Source organism: Salinibius halmophilus (genome assembly GCF_003577475.1).
Classification (GTDB): Bacteria; Pseudomonadota; Gammaproteobacteria; order Pseudomonadales; family Natronospirillaceae; genus Salinibius; species Salinibius halmophilus.
The window spans coordinates 1-21,563 of record NZ_QPEP01000001.1; the positions used below are offsets into that span (position 1 = coordinate 1).

The 21,563-nt window shown below is 50.2% G+C and carries 16 protein-coding genes; 1 reads left to right on the top strand and 15 read right to left on the bottom strand.

Going from position 1 to position 21,563, the window contains the following annotated elements:
• A partial coding sequence (locus tag DUW71_RS00005) for a hypothetical protein (RefSeq protein ID WP_158583803.1) occupies positions 1–1,019 on the top strand: 1,019 nt, incomplete at its 5' end.
• An 88-nt stretch (positions 1,020–1,107) separates the two neighbouring features.
• Here DUW71_RS00005 and DUW71_RS00010 read toward each other — a convergent pair.
• From DUW71_RS00010 to tssJ, 15 genes are all read right to left on the bottom strand, one after another.
• A complete protein-coding gene (locus DUW71_RS00010) occupies positions 1,108–1,533 on the bottom strand; it encodes a hypothetical protein (RefSeq protein WP_119393179.1) in 426 nt (141 codons plus the stop codon).
• A 192-nt stretch (positions 1,534–1,725) separates the two neighbouring features.
• The gene (locus DUW71_RS00015) at positions 1,726–3,756 is read right to left on the bottom strand and encodes a type VI secretion system Vgr family protein (protein WP_158583804.1); all 2,031 of its coding nucleotides are present in this window, start codon (positions 3,754–3,756) and stop codon (positions 1,726–1,728) included.
• Between the two features lie 255 nt (positions 3,757–4,011).
• Positions 4,012–6,780 carry a type VI secretion system ATPase TssH gene (tssH, locus tag DUW71_RS00020; protein ID WP_119393181.1) on the bottom strand — a complete coding sequence of 923 codons (2,769 nt, stop codon included), beginning with the start codon at positions 6,778–6,780 and terminating at the stop codon, positions 4,012–4,014.
• A gap of 20 nt (positions 6,781–6,800) precedes the next feature.
• Positions 6,801–7,760, bottom strand: a complete 960-nt coding sequence (locus DUW71_RS00025; protein WP_119393182.1) for a type VI secretion system baseplate subunit TssG — start codon at positions 7,758–7,760, stop codon at positions 6,801–6,803.
• 9 nt (positions 7,761–7,769) lie between these two features.
• Entirely contained in the window at positions 7,770–9,467 is a 1,698-nt protein-coding gene (gene tssF / locus DUW71_RS00030; protein WP_119393183.1) for a type VI secretion system baseplate subunit TssF, read from the bottom strand.
• Positions 9,467–9,880, bottom strand: a complete 414-nt coding sequence (gene tssE, locus DUW71_RS00035) for a type VI secretion system baseplate subunit TssE (RefSeq protein WP_119393184.1) — start codon at positions 9,878–9,880, stop codon at positions 9,467–9,469. Before tssE ends, tssF begins: the two co-directional genes overlap by 1 nt.
• Positions 9,881–9,984: 104 nt before the next feature.
• The gene (locus DUW71_RS00040) at positions 9,985–10,470 is read right to left on the bottom strand and encodes an Hcp family type VI secretion system effector (RefSeq protein WP_119393185.1); all 486 of its coding nucleotides are present in this window, start codon (positions 10,468–10,470) and stop codon (positions 9,985–9,987) included.
• Between the two features lie 129 nt (positions 10,471–10,599).
• Positions 10,600–12,120, bottom strand: coding sequence for a type VI secretion system contractile sheath large subunit (tssC, locus tag DUW71_RS00045; protein WP_199671110.1), 1,521 nt, complete (start codon positions 12,118–12,120; stop codon positions 10,600–10,602).
• Positions 12,120–12,665 carry a type VI secretion system contractile sheath small subunit gene (tssB, locus tag DUW71_RS00050; protein ID WP_119393187.1) on the bottom strand — a complete coding sequence of 182 codons (546 nt, stop codon included), beginning with the start codon at positions 12,663–12,665 and terminating at the stop codon, positions 12,120–12,122. Before tssB ends, tssC begins: the two co-directional genes overlap by 1 nt.
• A gap of 21 nt (positions 12,666–12,686) precedes the next feature.
• Positions 12,687–14,207, bottom strand: a complete 1,521-nt coding sequence (gene tssA, locus DUW71_RS00055; RefSeq protein WP_119393188.1) for a type VI secretion system protein TssA — start codon at positions 14,205–14,207, stop codon at positions 12,687–12,689.
• Positions 14,204–15,160 carry a TagF domain-containing protein gene (locus tag DUW71_RS00060; protein ID WP_119393189.1) on the bottom strand — a complete coding sequence of 319 codons (957 nt, stop codon included), beginning with the start codon at positions 15,158–15,160 and terminating at the stop codon, positions 14,204–14,206. The genes tssA and DUW71_RS00060 overlap by 4 nt, the downstream gene beginning before the upstream one ends.
• Positions 15,161–15,162: 2 nt before the next feature.
• Positions 15,163–18,732 (bottom strand): type VI secretion system membrane subunit TssM, encoded by a 3,570-nt coding sequence (gene tssM, locus DUW71_RS00065; protein WP_119393190.1) that lies wholly within the window; start codon positions 18,730–18,732, stop codon positions 15,163–15,165.
• Positions 18,729–19,454, bottom strand: coding sequence for a DotU family type IV/VI secretion system protein (locus DUW71_RS00070; RefSeq protein ID WP_119393191.1), 726 nt, complete (start codon positions 19,452–19,454; stop codon positions 18,729–18,731). The genes tssM and DUW71_RS00070 overlap by 4 nt, the downstream gene beginning before the upstream one ends.
• 2 nt (positions 19,455–19,456) lie before the next feature.
• Positions 19,457–20,794, bottom strand: a complete 1,338-nt coding sequence (gene tssK / locus DUW71_RS00075) for a type VI secretion system baseplate subunit TssK (protein ID WP_158583805.1) — start codon at positions 20,792–20,794, stop codon at positions 19,457–19,459.
• 54 nt (positions 20,795–20,848) lie between these two features.
• The gene (gene tssJ, locus DUW71_RS00080) at positions 20,849–21,295 is read right to left on the bottom strand and encodes a type VI secretion system lipoprotein TssJ (RefSeq protein WP_119393193.1); all 447 of its coding nucleotides are present in this window, start codon (positions 21,293–21,295) and stop codon (positions 20,849–20,851) included.
• Between the last annotated feature and the right edge of the window lie 268 nt (positions 21,296–21,563).

A 21,563-nucleotide genomic window follows, 5' to 3' on the forward strand; every position in this document is an offset into this window, starting at 1 on the left:
GCATTATGTTCCATCGGCGAGCCCAAACGGCTACGTTTTACCGCGGTTGGTTTCGCAAACCGGTAACAGTACCCTACAAGCAAGTAACCTATACAGCTGGTATTGACCCCCGTGGTACAGGCGGTTGGCTGGTCATTCGCGCGCGAGTACCTGAAAATATCGCCTTTACAGGCTGGGTAAAGCTGTCTACAGCAATTAGCGATCAGAAAGCAATGGCTGCCGGCGCAATCGATGTATTTATGGATTTAGACAATGACTTTGCTATGCCTGAGCGTATCAAGGAAAGCATAGAGTGGCACCAAGAGACGAAAACTACGCTTTGGCGATATGTAAAAGACTGCACCTCGAAAAATAGGCTGGAAAACTACGAGAAGCCCGACAGCCTATATAAAAAAGTGTTTTGCAATACTTTTGACCCCGTTTACAAAAAAGCAATGAACCCAGATACTATAAAGGTAGCTAGAGAAGAGTTTATAAAGAACTACAATCTTACAAAGGAGCTTGAGGAATCGAGAGACCACCGACTAGCGTTTATGGCGCACAAAGAAGTCATTTCTCAGCACTTGGCTTCACTCTTAGATGGTACGGCACCAATTTTATCAAAAATAGAATTCGAAAAAATAGAGAAACAGTTTTTTAATGATATAGATACAGGACTAAGCGCACAGCTCAACCCATTTTACAAAAACATGCACACCGATTTACACAAAACAATAGTAAAAGAAGAATCAACAGACAAAAAATCTGAGTTACTATCTCTTTCGGGTAGGTTGTTTAAAATCCATAGCCCAGAAAGGATGGATAAGCTCAGTTCTGAGTCTATAAAAAGTCTATTTGATATATTTAAGGAACTAAGCAAAGCACTGAAAAATGGGCTATTGAGTGAGATTTTTCTAACAAAAGTCATTGAAAAACTGAAAGACTGCGATGACTATTCTAATGGGATACTAGAACACTATGACTGGGAAAAATTTGAGATGCGTGCAAGACTAATAGTATTTTCTGAGCAGGGTCATTAGAGAAAGCACCATAATTGTCTCGAAATTTTTATAAAAATGCTATGTGCTCAAAATTAATATAAGCACATAGCAATATATCGAGCATATCCTAGTTAATCTTCACTACCCGACCAGTCACTACATTATCCAGCTCAGCGCGGCTATAGAGTTCTTTACCTTGCAGAAAAATACGACCGTTTAGGTCGATGGTGATTTCGCCTTTTTGCGTTTGCAGGCTAATGGCGTTTACGCCATCAAGTTTGGCGATACCATTCTCGACTGTGAAGCTCTGAGCAGGTTTGTGCTGACTATCTACGATGTCGGTAACGATGCACTGCTCTCCATTGTGCATCACCAATACTTGGTCTTGCTCATGGAGATGCGCCACGCTGCGGCCGTGGCCGGTTACCTGGTGAGTTTTACCGTTGATATCTACAGAGACCGCGCAGCCGTTTTTGGTTTCAACAACGGTTGCGAGTGATTGGGCTAATGCAGTTTGATTAGCCGAGAGTTGTACGACATTTTGTTTTTGCATGTGTTTGCCCTTTTATCCTCGAATGTGCCGAGGCTAGACTCCCGCCTACGCGGGAGTGACGATTCTTTGTTTCCCGAACCTGCGGTTCGTAAAACCTACGGGTATTATTCGTAGGTTGTACGGCGCAGCTGGGCAACGTTTTTAGCCCCGATCATTCTGAAGCTAGACTCCCGCCTTCGCGGGAGTGACAGTTTAGTTATTACCTATCGAGCCGGCTTTTAGGCTGATCTTGTCAGCGGTGATTTCTACGTTTGGTGCATTGATGGTGACATTACCACTGCTATCAATCTGAACAATGCCATCACCTTGCTGCAGGGTGATGTTGCCTGAGCCGGCACCCATTAGTGTGATGTTGCTGTTTGCTTGCATTGTGATACCACCCTGCTCGACCAACAATTGATAGTCACCTTCATTTACCTGCACGTTCTGCCCGTTAGCAATTTCTGCCAGGTAGCTGCCGTTGACTGTTTGGGTAAAGTCGCCCTCGCGGGTTTGCCATGTTGTGAGCCCGGTTGCGGTCAGGGTCATATCGGCTTCTGAGGTAAAGCTCAGATTACCTTCGGTGGTTTGGTGTAAATAGTCACCGCGCACTTCTGCAGCATAGGTGGCCGACACGCTTACGTTCATCGAATCGCCAACATCTATGGTCATCGACTTACCTGCCTCGACTACCATGTCACCTACCGTCGCTAGGGTAATGCTGTGGTTATCGGCGGCAGCGTCCATCACCAGTTTGTTCTTTTCTTGGTCGGTATTTAGGCGAATCAACTCGGCATCTGGTGTGTCGTCGAATAAAAACTCGCTATTACCACGGGTGCGAATTAGGTTGTGGCGTGGGTTGGCGTTGCTAGTCACGCTTGGTGCTTGTTCATTGTTAAGCGCACCCAAAATAATTGGCCGATCTATGTCACCTTGCTCAAAGCTCACGGCTACTTCGGTGCCTTGCGCCAGCGGGAAGTGCATACCATGATCGGCACCGTTAAACGGCTGCATTAAACGGGTAGCGCGGCTTGCACGGTCGTCACCCGAACCAGACTGGTCAAATGGGAAACGCACGCGGTATTGGCCGGTTTCATCCACTTCGTTGCTAATGGTGGCGCTAATCACGCCATACACTGGCTGGCGGCGCTGATACGGCGCGTGGAATGGCGTGCCGACTGGTACGCACAACAGTTTGGTAGTGTGATCGCAGGTGCTGCCATTGCCCGAGGCTTTGCTGTCGACCGTTTCGCTGTCGCAGCGCAGAACATAGACTTCGCCCATTTCCGCTACGGCTTCAAAACCAAGCTGGCTGCTATCAGCTTGCACGCTGATAATGGCACCAGGGCGAACCGGTGGTGAGTTAGTCGTTAGCACGTAGTGCGTTTGCTTCCAGGCGTTCTCATGCGCTAGCTGTTTGGCAAACCGTTTGGCGTCTTCTTGATCCAGAATCTGGTGGCCATATTCGCTGCTTTGCGAGGTCGATAACGTATCGGTATTGACTCGCTGGGCAAACAGGCTTTGGGTTGGCTGGGCATAGTCGTAGTCGTCTACCGACACATCACCATGTGCTAGCTCATTCACGCTTTGCACGTCGCGCACCACCAGGTGGTCACGGTCGAGCACGCCACTGTCGTTGTGGTGGTTCATGCCAGAACCAGGCTTATAATCAAATACCTGCTGTGGCGCAGCTTCGGCAAGCGTTGCCATATCGTTGATCAGCTCAACCACGGCGGCACCATCTTCACAGTAGCTCAACAAGCTAATGCCTTCGCGCGCGAGGATTCGGCGAACAAACTGACCATCCGACTCTTCAAACTGCACAGTCATTAGGCGCACAGGTGGTGTTTCGCAGTTCACTTTTACATTGGTAAACACTTCACCTAAAAATTCTTGCGCAATCGTCACCGCATCTTGCTCAACCCACACCTTATGGTGTTTTTGCTGATCAAGCTGCCACAGTGGCGAAACCATAGTAATTTGATAGCGGTGTACCTGCTCATCAAGCAAGCGCGCACTGGCGAGGCGCATACCAATCACAATGCCACCTAGCTGCATATCTGCTAGCGGCAAATCAAATACGGCATACTGACCCAGTACTTCGTCAGCCGTTAAAGGAAAGTCGACGCTAATGGTGGCACGCACACGATAATCGTCGTGCATCGTCCAACCCGACAGCTGATAGTCGTCAACCTTCGCCAGCGCTCCCGCGAGCTCCAGCCCAATAAAATGTTGTTCAGTCATTAGCGTCATCTTAAATCCTCCGTGATAGCGCCCTGCTTTTAGAGCAAGGCACGTTCAATTAAGCGGCATCAATGTGCCAGTTCCGGGGAAGGGGCAGCATATTAGCGAGGAGGAGGGGTGGTCGTTTTGAGACCGTCAACAGCCAGGGATGGCTGTTGTCGAGCCCTACAAGGACGTACTTGCGGGCGTGTCGAAAAAACGATTGCCCCTCCTCCGACGCGGAATCTACCTCGATCCCAGCGAACTCGCCGCGGTTTATACCGTGGCAACTACTTCTGGTTCTGCCATGGCTGGTGCTTTGTCAGCGAATAGGCATTCAATTTCGCCATTGTCGTCCAGTTGCAGGCTTAGGATATCTGGCATGTCTTCTTCTACCATGAAGCCTAAAATGCTCTGGGCGATGTTTGGCATTAATGATTGCTCTATCACTGTGTTAACAAAGCGCGCGCCAGCGTCGTTCATTTGGCATTGGGCGACTAGCTTTTGCATGACTTCTGGCTGGCAACGCATTTCAATGCCATGCGTGTCGTGCAGTTTGACTGCCACGCTATCTAGTTTAAGCGCCACAATTTGTTCTAGTGCTTCGCCGTCTAGCGCCATAAATGGCACGATCTGCATACGTGCTACCAAAGCAGGCGCAAAGTGGCGAAGAATGGCTTCTTTAACGGGTTCTACCAAGGCTTTCACCGTTGGTTTTTGCCATTCTTCTTCAGCCTCTTCATCAGAACCGTCTTCAGCAACTGTTTCAGTGCTGTCCGGAGCTGCTTCTTCACCGCTGTCTTTACCCTGTAGCGCATTCAAGTCGATGATTTCATCCTCTTGCTGCTCTTCTGGCGGCGTGCATAGCTCGTCGATTTCGTGTGTACCTAGGTTCGAGGTCATCACGATGATGCAGTTTTTAAAGTCAATCTCGCGGCCTTCTCCGTCGCGCATAAAGCCCTTGTCGAACACCTGGTAGAACAGGTTCATCACATCTGGGTGGGCTTTTTCAACTTCGTCTAGTAGCACAACCGAGTATGGCTTTTGGCGCACGGCTTCGGTCAGAATACCGCCTTGACCATAACCCACATAACCTGGAGGCGAGCCTTTTAGCTGCGACGTGGTGTGCGACTCTTGGTATTCACTCATGTTAATGGTGATGAGCGAGCGCTCACTGCCAAATAGGTGCTTGGCCAATACGCGCGCCGTTTCAGTTTTACCCACACCACTTGGGCCAGCAAAGAAGAATACCCCTGTTGGGCCTTCCGATGCTTTTAAACCTGCCTTGGCAGAACGCAAAGCTTGGCCCAATAACGCATGTGCGCCGTCTTGGCCAACCACTTGCTCACCAATGGTGTGCTCAAGTGTGAGCAAGTTTTGAATTTCATCTTTCACCATTGAGCCGACTGGAATACCCGTCCAGTCGCCCACTACATCAGCAATTGCTAGCTGGTTAACTTCTGGCTGCACGTATGGGCGAGCTGTTTGCAGGTCAGCCAATTCGCCACGCAAGGTACGAGACGCCGAAGCATCACCGGCTTGAATTTCGGCAACTTTCGCTGCTTCGGCCTGCCATTGGTTATGTAGGCGCTCAATCGTCGCTTTGGTTTCGTCTAGTTCCGCTTTTAGTTTTTCCACTAACGCGGCTTCAATGTCTAGACCACGGGCTTTTTCTTCGCCTAGTAGCTGCAAACGCTTTTCAAGGTACGCCGTGCGCTCTTTGTGATGTTCAATTTCCTGTGGAATCAACGACTGCCCCATTGCTACTCGCGCTGCGGCAGTATCTAGCAGGTCAATGGCTTTGTCAGGCAAGTAACGACCATTGATATAGCGGTCTGATAGGTAAACCGCTGACTCAATCGCGTCGTCGGTAATTTGCACGCCATGGTGCTTTTCATAGCGGCCTTTTAGGCCAGCTAGCATCAACATAGCTTGGTCTAGTGATGGCTCTTCTACCGTGACAGGCTGAAAGCGGCGCACAAGCGCTGGGTCACGCTCGAAGTATTGTTTGTATTCGCTAAATGTGGTCGCGGCAATGGTGCGCAACTCACCACGCGCCAGCGCTGGTTTTAGCAAGTTCGCCGCATCGCTCATGCCAGCTTCACCACCAGCACCAATGAGCGTGTGTGCTTCGTCGATGAATAGCATCACTTTGCCCGCTTGCGCCTGAACTTCTTCGATCACCGCTTTTAGGCGACGTTCAAACTCACCTTTAACACCAGCACCAGCTTGTAGCAAGCCCATGTCGAGCACACAAACGTTGATGTCTTTGAGCATTTCAGGCACTTCACCAGCCGCTACTTTCTGGGCGAAACCTTCTACCACAGCGGTTTTACCCACACCGGCTTCACCAACCAAAATTGGGTTGTTTTTGCGGCGACGGCAAAGAATGTCAATTGCCATGCGGATTTCTTCGTGACGACCAGTAATTGGGTCCATGTCACCACCGCGAGCTTTTTCGGTTAAATTGGTGGTGAAACGCTCAAGCGCCGATTCACCTTCGCCACCATCTTGGCTTGCCGCAGAACCACCTACTGGTGCATTCAGGGCTTTGCCATAGCTTTTACCTTCAGCTGCATCGGCAGCAATTTTGTCGAAATTGGCTTTCAGCGCTGTAAGATCAATTCGATCTAGCGGGCGGTATGCGTTACTGCTTGGGTCTTGCATGTACTCGTTAAGTAGCGCAATCATAATGCCAGCCGAGGTAATTTCTTTATGGCCAAAGGCCAACTCACCTTGCACGTAGGCTTGTTCGAGCAGCTGGAATAATTCAATCGAGATTTTTGGGCGGCCGTCGTTAGCAGCTGGGTAGCGGCTAATCTCGTCTAGCAGGTTGTGCCATAGCTGATCTTGGTCAACGTGGAAATAGTCCAAGATGGCCTCAAAGTAGCCACGCTCACCATCTTCCATCAATTTTAAAATGAAGTGCTCGCGCCCAACCGAGCGGTGGGTGCGGCTGGTTGCAAAGCCAGCGGCGCCTTCAAGTGCCATGGCACATTGATGGTTTAAGCGGTCGACTAAAGCTCTAAGCGTCTGGTTATCCATATCGTTTCCTTGACCTTCTTCTAGGCCCCATACCTGCGGTTGTTTATTGTAATGGTCTCGTACCGGTCTGCGCCGATGTCCCCTAAAATTGTATTAAAGCCCAATGTATTGCCATGTTGCCCAAGCGTAAACTGACTGCTTGGGTCCATTTGCATGTCTATTTCTACATCGAAACTTACGCCAAATGGCAGATAGCTGCTAACAAACTGCGCCAGCATTTCACCCAACTCAGCGCCGGGTGCAAGGGCTTCGGCAATGTGCTGCGGCACGTCATCTAGAGTAATTTTTACGTGCCGGCCACGAATTAAAAACTGGTCGCCCAACAAGGCATTGTCGCCTAACGCTAGCCCAGTACCTAAGCCACAGTCACTATCAATCGCAACATAACTGACTTGATTGTTATCAACTGTGACGTTCAACCCACCGAGCAAATTACTCACCATACCCGCCAGTGAATCAACGGAGCGGTTAGCATGTAAGTACTGGCCGGCAAAGTCGGTTACCGAAGGATTACCACCGGCAATGGCCGATAGCATTTCTTGGTAAAGCGCTTCTCCTTGGCTGCCAACTAACTCACGCTGGCGCCAGGTTTCATGTAACAACCAGTAACTATGATTGTTAAAAATATCGAGGAACTTTTGCACACGCTGACCAGGCTCACGCTGCTCGGTCACGGTTTCTAAGAAGTAATGTGGCAGGGGCGCATCAACGCCATAAAAGCCCATAAAGTTGAGCTTGAGTGTCCACACTTCTATTAATTGATCGAGTGCTTCAGTTTGCTGAGCCGTTAGGCTGCGCACGTCCGAAGCTGGGAAAGCTAGGCCATCATGTGGCAATAAGCGCAAGCGTTGCTTGGCAACACTTAGGTCGCCGTCGGCAATTAACTCAATGAGCGCTTCCATCATGCTATGAAAATGGAAGTGTGTGGCGTTGTAAGTTAGTTGAGTTAAATGCCCGCGGGCAACTTGGCTCTTGCTCATGTTGCCCCCTTAGAGTACCGGCTTGGTGCCGTCTTGGCTTTGCCAATGCCAGGTTTCATAACTTGGCATCACCACAGCGGTGGTTTTAACAAACTCGGTGACGCTAACGAACCCACAGAAGAACTTGTGCATCACGGAGGCAAATAGGTGCGCATCAGCCATAGAAGAAAAACCTGTCTCTTCAAGCTTAATAGTGACGTTCACACCGTGCGATAGCACGCCACGGCGAAACTGACTGACCGGCTCTGCCTGAATATCCAGCAGCGCATCAATGCGATTACTGTTGTCGTGTGACTGTGTCCAGTCGAACAAACTGAGTAGATGCTTGAGGTTGTTGACATCACTTAACTGGTTAAGGCTTAGGTTGAGCAACGACACCAATTGCCAGCGAATATCATGGTGCTGTGGCGTCGTTAAGCTTTGGCTTGGCCGTGTTATGTTGCGCACTTTAATATCGCGTGGCACATCTGGGCCTGCTTTGGCAATGCCGTGTACATCTAGGTACTGGCGTGGGTATTGGTCGTTAGTAATTAAAATATCGGTGCTAATCGACTCCTGCCCCATGCGTCCACCACGGTCTAGCGCTACCAGCGCACGGCGCTTACTTGGTGCTACGGCACGATGGCGTTCTTCATAGGTTGGGTCGTTAGCTTTGCGCACACGCTTAGCAAACAATGGTGAGTATTCACGAACCTCACCGGTATGCAAATCTCGACCGGTAACGCCCTCTACTCGATACACCGAGCTGTACGACGATTTGCTGCCGTCTACTTTAATGGTGTACTCATCTTTACTGCCATCTACTACCAGCGGCACGGCTGAGTCTTTTATCAGGTTGACAGCTGGCGTACAGTGCAAAGCAACTGAGCGCTTACTTACGCGGTGATCAGCTGGCAATTTAACCGGGGTAACTATTTCGATGCTAATTTGATTGGTATCTGGCGCAATACGTTGGCAATCAAGCCCTTTTAGGGCAACAAACATAAAACGGCCGCGCGCGCAGAAGTAGTCGTGAATCAAACTAAGGGCCGTTTGTGAGCGACCATAATTTGGTAGCAAGCCGTCTCTACCTTCGGCGTAGTGATCAACCACTTCCAGCGCTTGGCCGTTAATGCCGGCTTCTTGGCAGCTTTCAGCACTTAACAGCGCATGGCGCAGTGCCAGTACCAATGGCCAATCGCCATTTAGATAAATAGGTAAGGTGCTCAGCTGCATATCGGCCCAGCTAGCACCATTGTGCTTGCCAAGGGTTAGGCGCAGTACACTCACACCATTGCGCTCTTCGGCAGTGAAGTCGTCTATGCGCAGCGGTTGCACTTTTACCAGTTGGCGAGTGGCATATTGAATTTCAGCACGTTCGGGGCCTACGTTGAACGCCCCTACTTTTTCACCAGCGGCTACGGTTACTACGTCGCTGTGAAAATCGGATGGAAAAAACTCAACTATGGTTGTGCTGGGATATGGTCGATACAGCGACGGACATACTTGGTCGAGTAGCGCCTGGGAAATTTCTGGTACGCGCTCGTCCATACGCTGGCGCATTTGGGCCGATAAAAACGCCATGCCCTCTAGCAAACGCTCTACATAAGGGTCGCGGTCGCGAACCGTATTTAGGTTCAGCATTTTTGCTTGGTCAGGATAGGCTTCAGCGAACTCCTGTGCTGCCTCCTGCAAAGCCCGCATTTCCGCTTCAAAATACTCGCGCATTAGCCACCGTTCAACTGCGTCAGCGTTGCTTCGCCACTTGAGCGAAACAAGGTTTGAAATCTAATTCTGCCAGCCCCAATAATCTCGCCACTAATTTCTAAGCGCACAACACAGCGCTGCAGATCACGAGGTTTAGGCAGTACGCGCACATGCTTTAGCCGAGGTTCATATTTTTCGATGGTTTGCTTAACAATGTAAGCCATATCACGCTCGGAATAAGGCAGTGCTTGGTAAAACTTATTTACATCTGGAATGCCATAGTCTGGCAAGTGTTGAAGTACGTCTTGGCGAGCGTTTAACAGGCGCAACAAATGACTACGAACGCTTTTCAGCACCGCTTCGTTACTGCTGTATTCCGACACATCATCACCGTCGGCATAGGAGCCTGTTAGGGTATCAAAAATGGTATGCATAACTGCCAAATTTCACCAACTGCTTGCAACATCCTTACTTTGTTACAGTAAGGTTCCATAAAGAGCCGCGCTAGGCGGCTCTATCTAGTTGATAGACGCTAAAATTAGCGGCCTTCAACCCACGAGTCAGAGAACTCGATGTTGCCGTCTAGGTATGTCCAAGTGATCTTCTTGTAACGCAGAGCAACAACTTCCAAGTGCGGGTAGCGCTCTTTGTCGATGTCTTTCACGTTGGCCATAGTAGGGCTCACAGAAGTGATCTTCACACCTTCTAGCGTATGACGGAAGTACTCAACTTCAGTACCAGTGTCGTCAATTTTGTACCAGCTTAGGTCTAGCTTAGTTAGCGTCTGACCGTTGCTGCACGCTTTGTATAGGTATGGGCTTGAAGAATCAAACGCCTTGGTGATAACGAATGGCTCGTGCTTACGAGTACCCGTTAGTTCACCAGTGTCGTTGTCGGTTGGAATACGCAGCTGGTGGTCAAATGCTAGTACTTCAATAGTACCTTCACGACCGGCTACTGTTACCGAACCAGTTACTTCATTACCTTGATCATCCGTAAGTGTCATATAGGCAGGGATTGCCATAACTCATTTCTCCATTTTGAGTTTCTGATTTATTGGTGTGCACTTCAGTGTTTCTCAAATCAGCCAGCGAACTGGCTGATTACACCTTGAGAAAATGTTTACTAAGCAAAACAGCTGCTTAGCAAGATATTAAGATTCTGGCATCTGCGAAACGAGCGACAAGCGCACATCTACGCCTTCCACTTGGAAGTGCGGCTGTACGTACATGCGCACGCTGTAGAAACCAGGGTTTGCTTCGTTTTCAACCACTTCAACCGCGGCATCGCGCAATGGGTGCGAGGCAGCCAGTTCAGGGTCTGGGTTGTTCATTTTGGTTACTAGCGTTTGCAACCAAGTATTCAACTCGTCTTCTAAGTCTTTGCGCGACTTCAGCGAGCCGATGTTTTCACGCTGCAACACTTTCAAATAATGTGTAATGCGTGATACCAAGAAGATGTATGGTAAACGCGAGTTGATACGGGCATTGGCGGTGGCCGCTGGCTGGTCATACTCGGTTGGCTTCTGTGTTGAGTTAGCCGAGAAGAAACAGGCGTAATCACTGTTCTTGTAGTAACTCAACGGAATGAAACCATGGTCGGCAAATTCCAGTTCTTTGGTCTCTGAAATCAGTACTTCGGTAGGAATCTTAGTTTCCTGACCCTTGCCCGATTCGTAGAAGTGGATCGGTAGCTCTTCTAGCTTACCACCTGCTTCAGGGCCACGGATGTTAACGGTCCAACCGTGTTTCTTGAAGCTGCGCGCCATGTTGGCGGCAAAAGCGAATGACGAGTTACCCCATAGGTACTTCTCGTGGTCTTCACCGGTTACAGCTTCTTCGTAGTTGAACGAACGCACTGGGTTCGACTCACCATATGGAAGACGCAGCATAAAGCGTGGGAATACTAAGCCTACGTAGCGTGAGTCTTCTGTTTCACGGAAACCTTTCCAGCGAATGTACTCGGCACGTTCCATGTAGCTTTCCAAATCTTGAATCTTTGGAATATCTTCTACGGTATCTTTGCCGAAGAACTTCGGCCCAATAGCACCGATAAATGGGCAATGTGCGGCAGCCGATACTTTCGAGAACGAAGACATCAAGGCAACATCGGGTGCTGAACTGTCGAAGTCGTAGTTAGAAACAATCGCCGAAATTGGCTCACCACCTGGTGTATCGTATTCACGCGTATAAACGTGATCATACAAACCAGATTGTGTGATATCGGGCGCTTCTTCGAAGTCTTCGCGCACGTCTTCTTTGGTTGCGTCGATCATCTCAATGCGAATGTTCGATTTGAAATCGGTTCGATCGACTAAGAACTTCAACCCACGCCAAGCAGATTCAATCTTCTGGAATTTTTCGTGATGTAGTACTTCGTCTAATTGCGCCGAGATCGTTTGATCTAAGCGGCTGATGTACTCATCTAACAGCGTTTTGTCGATGCGCTCAATTTGCTGACCCGACTCCAGGGCGATATCGAAGAACACCTGCAATGCTGCAGTGATACGCTGGTTTGAGGCCATATCAGCCATGTTGCCAGAGTCTTTAAAGTGGTCGATGGTAACCTTGTCGCCCACTGGCGCCATGTCTACGATGCCACACAGGCGCTCATAAACACTGCCTTCTGTGGCTTCCGTGGTGGCCGCGGCTTGTGATGCAGCTTCTTGCGTCATTATGCATCTCCCTCTTTCGCTTCTTTAGCCTCAGGCTCGTTCGCACCGCCGGCTTCAATCTCTACTAGGTTTTTCAGCTCTTCTTTTAGCGCACCCAAATCTTGGTCACTGCGCAGAATGCGTTCAACTTCTTTGCGGAAAGAGCCGTTATCCAATAGGTTCGACTTCAAATCCTTCAACAGGTTGCGCATGCCAAGTAGGGCAGCCAACTCTGGAATCTGATGCGCCACTTGCTCTGGGTGCATCGATTTAAAGTCTTTAAACTGCAAATTTACCTTGATGTCGCCACCGTCTTCACGGATACGGTTTGGCACAGAGTATTGCGCTTCTGGCGCTAAATCTGCCATCACTTTTTCAAGGTTATTTGCATTAATGTTAATGCGTTCACGCTCAGCGATTTCGCCTTCGGTTTTGCCGTTACTGAAGTCGCCCATTACCAACATTTTCATTGGTAATTCTTTTTTCTTCTTAGCACCGCCTGTTTCTAGGTCCAGTGCAATGTTCACGCGGGCGCGTGGGATTTCATTCTGGAAGCTGTCACCCATGACCGAACTCCTTAGTAGTTGTTATAACCACTCAACCGCTTTTGCGATATCTGTGGCACATAGTTGCGCACGGAGCGCCTCGAGACGTTTATTGATAACGACTTTTTGCTCGCCATCGTCTGTATCAGACAAACGGTCTTGCAGAACGCGGTACCCGTAACGCCACACTTGCATGGCAAAGTCAGGGTCTACCACTGCCAGATTAAGTCTGGCGACTTCATCGGCCAGGCGGTCGAGCATCGGCTCGGCCAATTGGCTGCGATCACTTTCAATGCACAATTGCGCTTGGCAGAGCTGACGTTTTAGACGCTCGCCTTCATGCGCCGTTGGCTGCTCGTTTAACCAACGCAGTGCAACACTCAAACTGTCGCTGGCTTTTAGTTCTCGCGCCTGGTTCAGCCATTCTTTGCTGACATCCACCGCCGCGCCAGAATCACCTGCCTCTTCGGTCAGTTGATCTAACCACGCTCGGGTTGTGGCATCTACGAACGGGTCGCCATTATCAAACGACATTTGAGTTATTTTTGGTAACCGTGCGACGAGCGTTTTAACTGCGCTCTCAACGGCAAATGCTGCGTCTTTTTGGCCAGACTTTTTCGCCGCTTCACAGGCGTGAAACTGAATATCGATCAAAAAAATGCCACCCGGCTCAAAAAACATGTCTTCGCAGGCCAATAGGGCGTCTTGCCACTGCTCGTTATCCATGTGCAGTTTAATCTTGTTCAAACTGGCTTCACGTGGCGCTGGCACCCTGGTTTTGCCGTTCTCGTTCGGTGGCAGTTTTAGGTCGGCCCATAGGTAACCACGGGCAACACTAATCATGGTGGCAAAACGGTTTTCACTGCGAAAATGCGCCAATAAGTTCTTCACAGATGCCGTCAGCTCTGCTTTTGAACCTATGCTCGAGCTCACAGGCGCAGCACTTGCTGGTGCGCTTGGTGCCGGGGCTGGCTTAGGTGCTGCTGGTGGCGCGGCGGCTGGCTTTTCAACCACTTGTTCTGGCTCTGGCTGATTGCTTTCCACTACCTTCGCTAGCCACTTTTCAAAATCTGGCCATTTAAATGGTGTGTCTGGGTCTACAAAGTGCTGGGCAACTTTGGCGAACTGCTCCCAAGTATGCTGGGCCTGCGCTGCTTGTTCGCCACTGGGTGCATTGCCAGCCCGCTCAGCAAAGGTAAGAATTTTAGGTGACCGCAGCCACTCTATGGCCGACTTGCGAAACTTTGGCTTCGCTGGCTGTAAATCATCGCCAAAACGCTCAAACAGCTCAACAATCACGTACATGCTTTCAATTAAGCCGCTATAGCCTTCTAACTTGGCTAACCCGAGCGCTAGGTAGGTAGCAACACGAATATCTTTGGCTTCTTCAGCCAGAATTTCGCGAGCGGTGGTCACGATTAAATCAAAATCGACGTCTTCGGTTTTCTGAACTTCTTGTTTCAGGCGGTCAAACCGGTCGGAATAGCGCGGGTCTTCACCTGCACCGCCATCGATGGGTTCAAAAACGGAATCTGGAAGTGTTTGTAGCGTCCAACTAGTCATAGCATCCTTTCCCAAGCAATAAGCGCATCGATCAGCGGTGAGTCGAGTTCGTTCAGCAAGGGCTGAATATCCGCTTCATTCCATTCCAGCTCTTCTGGGGTGAGCCAGTCAGAGTCGGTCGGTGCACTAATGGCCACTAGGTGTGAAACCGTGAGTGGCTTTGTCAGTACGTATAACCTACCAATTTTTTGCTGGAAATGCCAAACCAAATCAGGTCGAGCGCGACGTTGTGAGAAATAGTTTTGTAAAAGCAATAACCAGAAGCACAGCGACTGGTCGGCTTGCTCACGGTCTCCCAAGGGCAGCACCATGCCTAAGTAGGCGGCACTTGGGCGGCGAGCTTGTTGCAATAAGGCGTGATACATGGCCAGAAACTGGCCACCATAGTGGCTAGCATCACCGGTAAGCTGCTCAATCCAGCCGCGCAGTGTTTGCCCATGCAATACATTCATGGCCTCGCGCCGATAGCGCTGAGTTTGCATGACGGTCAACTTGGCGTCGTTGAGCAACTCAGGTTTCCACAAATCTACCGATTGCTGATTGGTCAGCTGCATCAAGGTTTGCTCGGCCAACTGCGATACTGCTTGATTGGCAGCGGCAAACAAGGCAGCGGGGTGCCCATAGGTTTCTGGTAGTGCCCAGCGCCCATAAACAACCCAAGGATAATCGCGCCCAGCGGAATCGGCACTGGGGTAAACAATGGCGACCAAACCCGAGCGGTCTTCTCCACCGGTCATCAGCACGCCAATGGTCGTTGGCTCTCCGCTCACACGCTGGTGCTGTACAAACCATTCGCGCACCATGCTTTCTAGCGTTTGTGCTTCGCGTATTGGCTCGCCAACGCGAATAAAGTCCGCGTGCGAAGGTAGCTTACCTGTGGCACCTAGCACCACAGGGTTTAACACCTTTTCTACTACCTCGTCTTCGCGCTTCCTGCGACTAAACAAACCCATGATTAGCTCTCAACTAGTTGTCGAGGCAGCTCAAATCCCGAAAGCTTTCCTGGGTTTAATATGCTGCCGTCCCGTTCAGCACGTAAGAGGAATGATATTTTATAGCGGTTACCCGCATCCCCTAACGTCCATGTCGCTCTAAATGTTCTACCACTCACGTAATCTACATCGGCATGGCGTAGCAGGCGTGAGAACGACCAGCTACCCGATTCTTCAATAGACTCCGGCGCCCTGCCAGATGTACCACGCGCCATAATTTCCGCACTGCCCATTTCTGGCGACCACTCAAAGGTGCGCCATTCTTGTTGCTCATTGCGGTAGCGGTATTCTTGATTACCTATTCGAAGTAAAGACTCACTTACACCCCGTGCTGGTTCAGGGTATATATCTAACTTCATCCCCTGCATGCCATCACTGCTGTACACGGCATTTTTGACATCTTCGGCTTTGGCAACGGCTGAGAAAAATGCCGGGCTGATCGACACACTACGCCCCAACCATGAGCGTGCTCGCCAGCTACCACCACGCTGTTCCACATATGGCGATAAGTCTTGCTCAACAAAGGCCCACAAAGCACCACCGTCGCCGATAAAGGTGTCGATGTCATCAAAGGTAGCGGATGTTGCGCCAGCCGAGAACGGGAACTTGCCACGCAAGGTGCGGTTGTAGGCACTATAAATTTTATTCTCGTAATCTTGCTGCAGTGAGCGCGCAGCATTGGCAACTATGCCCGACCAAGTCCGGCGCAGCGGGTCGGTCATTAGTTCTCGCATCATGTCGCGCACAGGGGTTGAGGCTTCATCTAAGCGGTTATTAATGGCAATCCAACCAGCATAAAGCTGTTTAGAGCTGCCACGGCCCGATAAAATCGCCGAGGCATAGTCTTTTGCTTCTTTATCGGCGTCGGCTGATACCGCAAGAATTTCTAACTCACCAGCTAGTGCGATTAGCTCGGCGGTGTAGTCGGCCAGCAAGGCACTGCCCGAGGCGTCGTTAGCGGGTGCTAGCAGCTCAAATAGCTCAGAGGCTTGGCTTCTGAACGAAGCAATCACTGGCACTTCTGGCACCGCTGATTCGCCTTCTTCATTGCCTTGCGCTTTGTTCGCTAGGTCGGTGAGGCCATTTGACTCTGGTGCCACCTCACGGATGAGCATGTTTCGCGCCGCTTCATCAAATACGGTTTTTAGCGGCCCTTCTTCACCATCCGACAACGCCTTAATAGAATTTACCGCTTCACTTAGGTCACGATAATTTGGCGTATCTAGGCCAGCGATAAAGCCGCGCCACTGCTCTACGTAGTCGAAGAAGTATTGCTCTCGTAGTGCACGCTTGAGTTCACTTTCTTTGCGTGGGTCTATTTCACCCGGGTCGGCCACCGCCGCACCGGTTACCCAGTCGCCACTGGCGGCCATTTTCGCTAGGCTATTGATGCGCCCACGTATATAACCATCCCAGGCATCACGTGTGTATGCACCCGTAACAGTATTGTTAGCAATCAGTGCCGAGCGATATTTAGGCTTAAGAATTTTGTTAACTTGAATGGCTTCGTAGCGGTCGTCTGCTGTGGCAATTAGCTGCGCGTATAACGACTGCTCATCGGCCTTGGCACGCAAGTTATCTTGAGCCACTGGCACTAAGTCAGTACTTGCCAACCACACACCTTCGGACTGGCGCTGCGCACGTGGCTCATGAATCTCATCCAGGTAAAGCGCAATCATGTTGCCAAGTTCAGGTAGACGCTCATCGTAAACGTGCTGAATGTCGTTACCGGCAAACGAGTCAAGCCAAATACGCGCTAACGACTGTGCCACCATATCGCGCTCATAAAACTCGTTATGGCTAGTGAGCATCAGGTATGTTTGCAGCGTTTCATAGTAGCTTGCGCGCACGGTTGAGCGGTCTACTTCTCCTAGTGCGGCCCACTCTGTGTTGTAGGCTGCCAAACGGTTTTGCAATGCTGGCGCAATCTGCCCCTCTACGTAGCTGGTGATGGCATCTTGTACCAGTTTTTTCATTGGCTCGGCATGGGTGTCGGTCAGCTCACTTTGGCCAAGCATTTGTAGCGGCGATAGTGTTTCTACCCGCTGTAAATTTTGAAAGTGGGTGAATAAGCTAGTCAGGGCATCTAAGCGCTGCAGCGGCGTCGACGTTGTGTCATTAAAGCGCTCAACTAGGTTCTCGGCCTCGGTTGAGTACTCGCTTACCACAGCTTCATTTGAGTTATACACCGTAGTGAGGGTAACACCAGCAAAGGCAGATACACCCGCCAGAGAGGTAAACAAGCCCAGTTTGGCCCAGCGATGCACACGCTGGCGGCGGCGGTTACCGCGCACGGCTTTTTTCAATGGCAAAATCACGTCGGCGAATAACCTACCAACGAACATGCCTGATGGCGCATCAACCGGCTTTTCACCACGCGGGTGTTGCTCAAAATGGGTGCCTGTAGGATCTGATACTTGCGCAATCGTACTCTGCCCAGTGGTACTAGAGGTAAAGTACACCCCAGCAAACCATGGTGTTTCATGGTACGGGTTTACCTTAAGCAGCTTCTCAAAGAAGAAAGACAAGCGATCTGATGCGGCTTGGAATTGATATGGAAACTGGTGAATGCGCGCGCGTGCTTGCTCGTTGTCGGCCAGCTCTGCTTTTTGCCAGCGCTGCTCGAACAAACGATCGGTAAGGGCCTGAATGCGCTTGGTTAGCACATCAAACACATTGGTTTTCTTATCTTCGGTTTCATCGAGCAAAAACGCACCCCAAGGCTGGCTGCGCTCGGTTTCGCTAAGATCGGCAAAAAACTCAGTGAAACCCTCAATTTGGTCGCATTTAGTCAGCACCACGTAGATTGGGAAAAGCACGCCAAGCTCACGTACCACTTCATCGATACGGTTGCGCAAGTTCTTTACATGGTTTTCAACGGCCGCGTCATCCGACAGCAGCAACTCTTCTACAGGCAGCGCTAACACCACGCCATTGACTGGCGCCTTTGAACGGTACTGTTTAAGCAAGCGTAGGAACTCAGTCCATTCTTGCGTGTCTTCTTCAACGGTGTAACGGCCAGCGGTGTCGATTAGAATGGCTTCATCAGAGAACCACCAATCACAGTTTTGTGTGCCACCAATGCCTTCAACGTGATAGCGCTGGTCGTCTTGTAGTGGAAAGTTCAGCCCCGAGCGTGAGAACAAGGTACTTTTACCGGCTGCCGATGGCCCAATCACCATATACCAAGGCAGCACATAGAGCGCCGACTTACCACGGTATTTTTGGCCTAGGTCCGACTGGCGAATTTTTTGCAATGTCTCATCGAGCTTTTGCTGCAATTCAGAGCCAATGCTCGATGAGGCGACCAGATCTTTTTCTAACTTTTTACCACGGCGTGATTGCACAATGGCTTTGATGGCTAGGTACAATAGGTACACGGCAATCACCGCGCCCATAGCCATCACTTTTAGCGTTACGGTATCGAGGCCGACGTAGTGGCCAGCAAACCAAATGACCAATAGGATCGAGGCGATCCCAACGAAGATCCCTGCCCCACGGCTAAGTAGCAAGCTTACGATTTTTCCCATCATCTTGTTGATTCACTATTGAGCTGCTGGTGGAGTTGTTCAATTTCACTGGCACTATTGGCAATCAGTGTTTGTGTGCTAGAGCTGTAAAACACGGTCATGCCAATGAGTACAAAGGCAAACACCGCAACAATTACCCAATATGGTTGCTGGCCAGCAATGCGATACGAAATGCTGTTTTCTGGCACGGCTTTGTCGGACAACTGGCGATTAACCGCCCCTTTGCGTTTGCTAAGCTCAGACTTCATTGACGCCTTAATAGACATCAGTCGGTCTTGACCATCGAAGGCGAACTTACCTTGAAAGCCCAGCAATAAGCACAGGTAATATGCTTCGAGTGCGACTAGGGATGCTTGATCGCCTTTCTCACGAAGCGTTAGCAAGCGTTCGAAAAAGCGTTCACCACCGTTACTTTCACCAAAAAACTCAAGCTGGAGTGGCTGCGCCATCCAGTCGAAGCGACCCGGCCACTGTGAACTCATAACGATTTCATCGCTAAATGCCGACAAGGCGAACTTGATCTCTTCTACATCGCCGGCGTCGAGCTGCTGCTCAAAAAACGCACGCTCCATGAGCCTAAAGGCATCACGGAATTGCTTTTGCAGATCGTCACTGCATTGTGCAGCAAAGTTTGGGTCGCGTACTTTCATCGCCAGCGTTACTACCGGAGCAATGGCTTCCGTAATGTAGCGATCAGCCGCGGCAGGCATTGTTGCGTTGCTCACTATTATTCCTCGATCACAACCAGTTCAATTTCCACATCGGCAAACTCACCCATGCAGAACAAGGCGAATTGCTCAGCGTCTTTCACGTTTTGCCAAGCTGGCGAGTTTTTGTCGATTAAGAAGTACTCATAGCCCGACTTAATGCGAATTTTCTGCGGCACGCGTTGCGTGTGGCGAACCGGCACACCTGGCAGCGACATCGCCACCATGCGTTCAACACTTTCTGGGTCACCCAGCTTAACGATGCGCTCAAAACGATTAACCCACTCAGGGTTTTCAGCCTTATGATTTACCGCCAAGAAGAAGCTGTAGCGCGATAACACATCGCTAGACAGCGTACTGCTCTGGAAGCGCCCAGGGCCAATCTTTTCGATGCCCGTTTTGCGCTCTGGTTTGTGCACCTCGGCATTGAGCATGCGTCGCACATCGCCCATAAGCGTTAGTAAAGATTCGTGCGGAGCTTCGTGCTGATAAGCCGGCACGGTGTCGATATCTGCTGGCGACTGGTGAATAGCCAGCAACTGGTGTAGCACGGCTAATAGCTGATAAAGCTCGTAAGGCGATTGCTGTGGCGTGTTTTTCAAAATACGCGCCTGCGCTAAAAACTCAGCAATGCGGGCTTCTAAATAAAACTCGGCCGATTCACTTGGTGAGAAGCTGGCGACATCACCAAGTTGTTTGCGCCGCTCGCTGTAGTCACGCACGCGTGCAGACAGCATTTCGGTTAGCGATTGCAACAAAGACAAGCAAGGTTTGGCTGCGATCATCTGCAGCATTGGTGGCCAGACATTTTCGGCCACACGGTAGGCGCCATCCACCTCTTTTACTAAACGGCCTAGACGTAAGGCTGTTTGCCCTACACTTGCTTGGCGCTCGGTAATCAATTGAATGTTCGACTTGGCTAACAACACCTCACGCTTACGCGCAGGGTCGTGCTGGTCTGGTAGGTCAACATACTCGGTAGTTTGCGATGGCGTGCGCTGGGTATTTTCATAACCAGTAATTGGGCTAGCGCCGCTGAAATCTGGCAGCATAACCAGCAGTTCCAGGGCTTCGCGATCATCATCTGAGAGGTCGAGCACGACCTCGCCATCTAGGTCGGCACGAAAGTCGACTAAACGTCCATCAGGAAACACCGCCTGCAAGCGGCTAAGCGACACCTTACCGGCACTCAACGCCATGGCGCTCAGCTCCCAATCAACAATACCCCAAGGGTAAGGCTGATACGTTTTGGCCTGTAGCCAACGGGCTTGCTCGGTGTAGTTATCGAATTGCTGAAGATGCTGCTGGCCAAGGAAAACCCCTTCCGACCAAACGACTTTGCGTAGTCCTTTAATCATAACTGTCCTATAGAGTAAAAAGTTTAGCGGCATCGCGCCGCCTGATTACTTCACTTATTGGTAACCGAGCTCGACGGTCTTGTCGGTGAGCGACAAGGTTAAATTGGTGTCGGCTGGCAGATCGTAATTAATCTTTTTCACTGCTCGCCAATTATTACTCTCGTGCGAGCGGAAGAATGCGGCAACGGCCACAAATTTTGCACCGGCTGAACGCTCAAGCGCGAACACTTCTTCACGGTTTGGCTCAACAATAAACTCGCGAGTAGAAACAAGCGTTGCCCCCAAAGTTGCTTCGTCACTTTTCCACAGGGCTTCGTATGAGGCTTCTTCAAAACGGGCCGTATCGGACAGCTGATACACACGCATGGTCACTGAGTACGAATCGCCCCAGCGGTCGGTGTTAAGCTTCTCTGCCGAAGCCATTTCGAAGTTTAAAGTAGGTGTTGCACAGCCTGTTAATAACACTGTGAACAACAAGAAAATGGTAGAGAAAATACGCATGCTGAATGCTCCCTTTAGTCATGCCGACGTGTAAGATTCCATAAACTGAGCTTGGTTACAAGTCGATCAAGATGATTGTATGGAAAGGGATTTGTAATACTACCCCTTTGGGTACCTAGATGATGATTTTGTGACAGGGGTAAAAGATCTCGATGTTACCATCGAGATCTTTTCGCCAAGGCTACTTGCAATCACTTTGTCCAGGCTTTGGCGAACGCTCAATACTACCTCGCTCACACCCCACAATCACAGCGCATATCCCTAATAT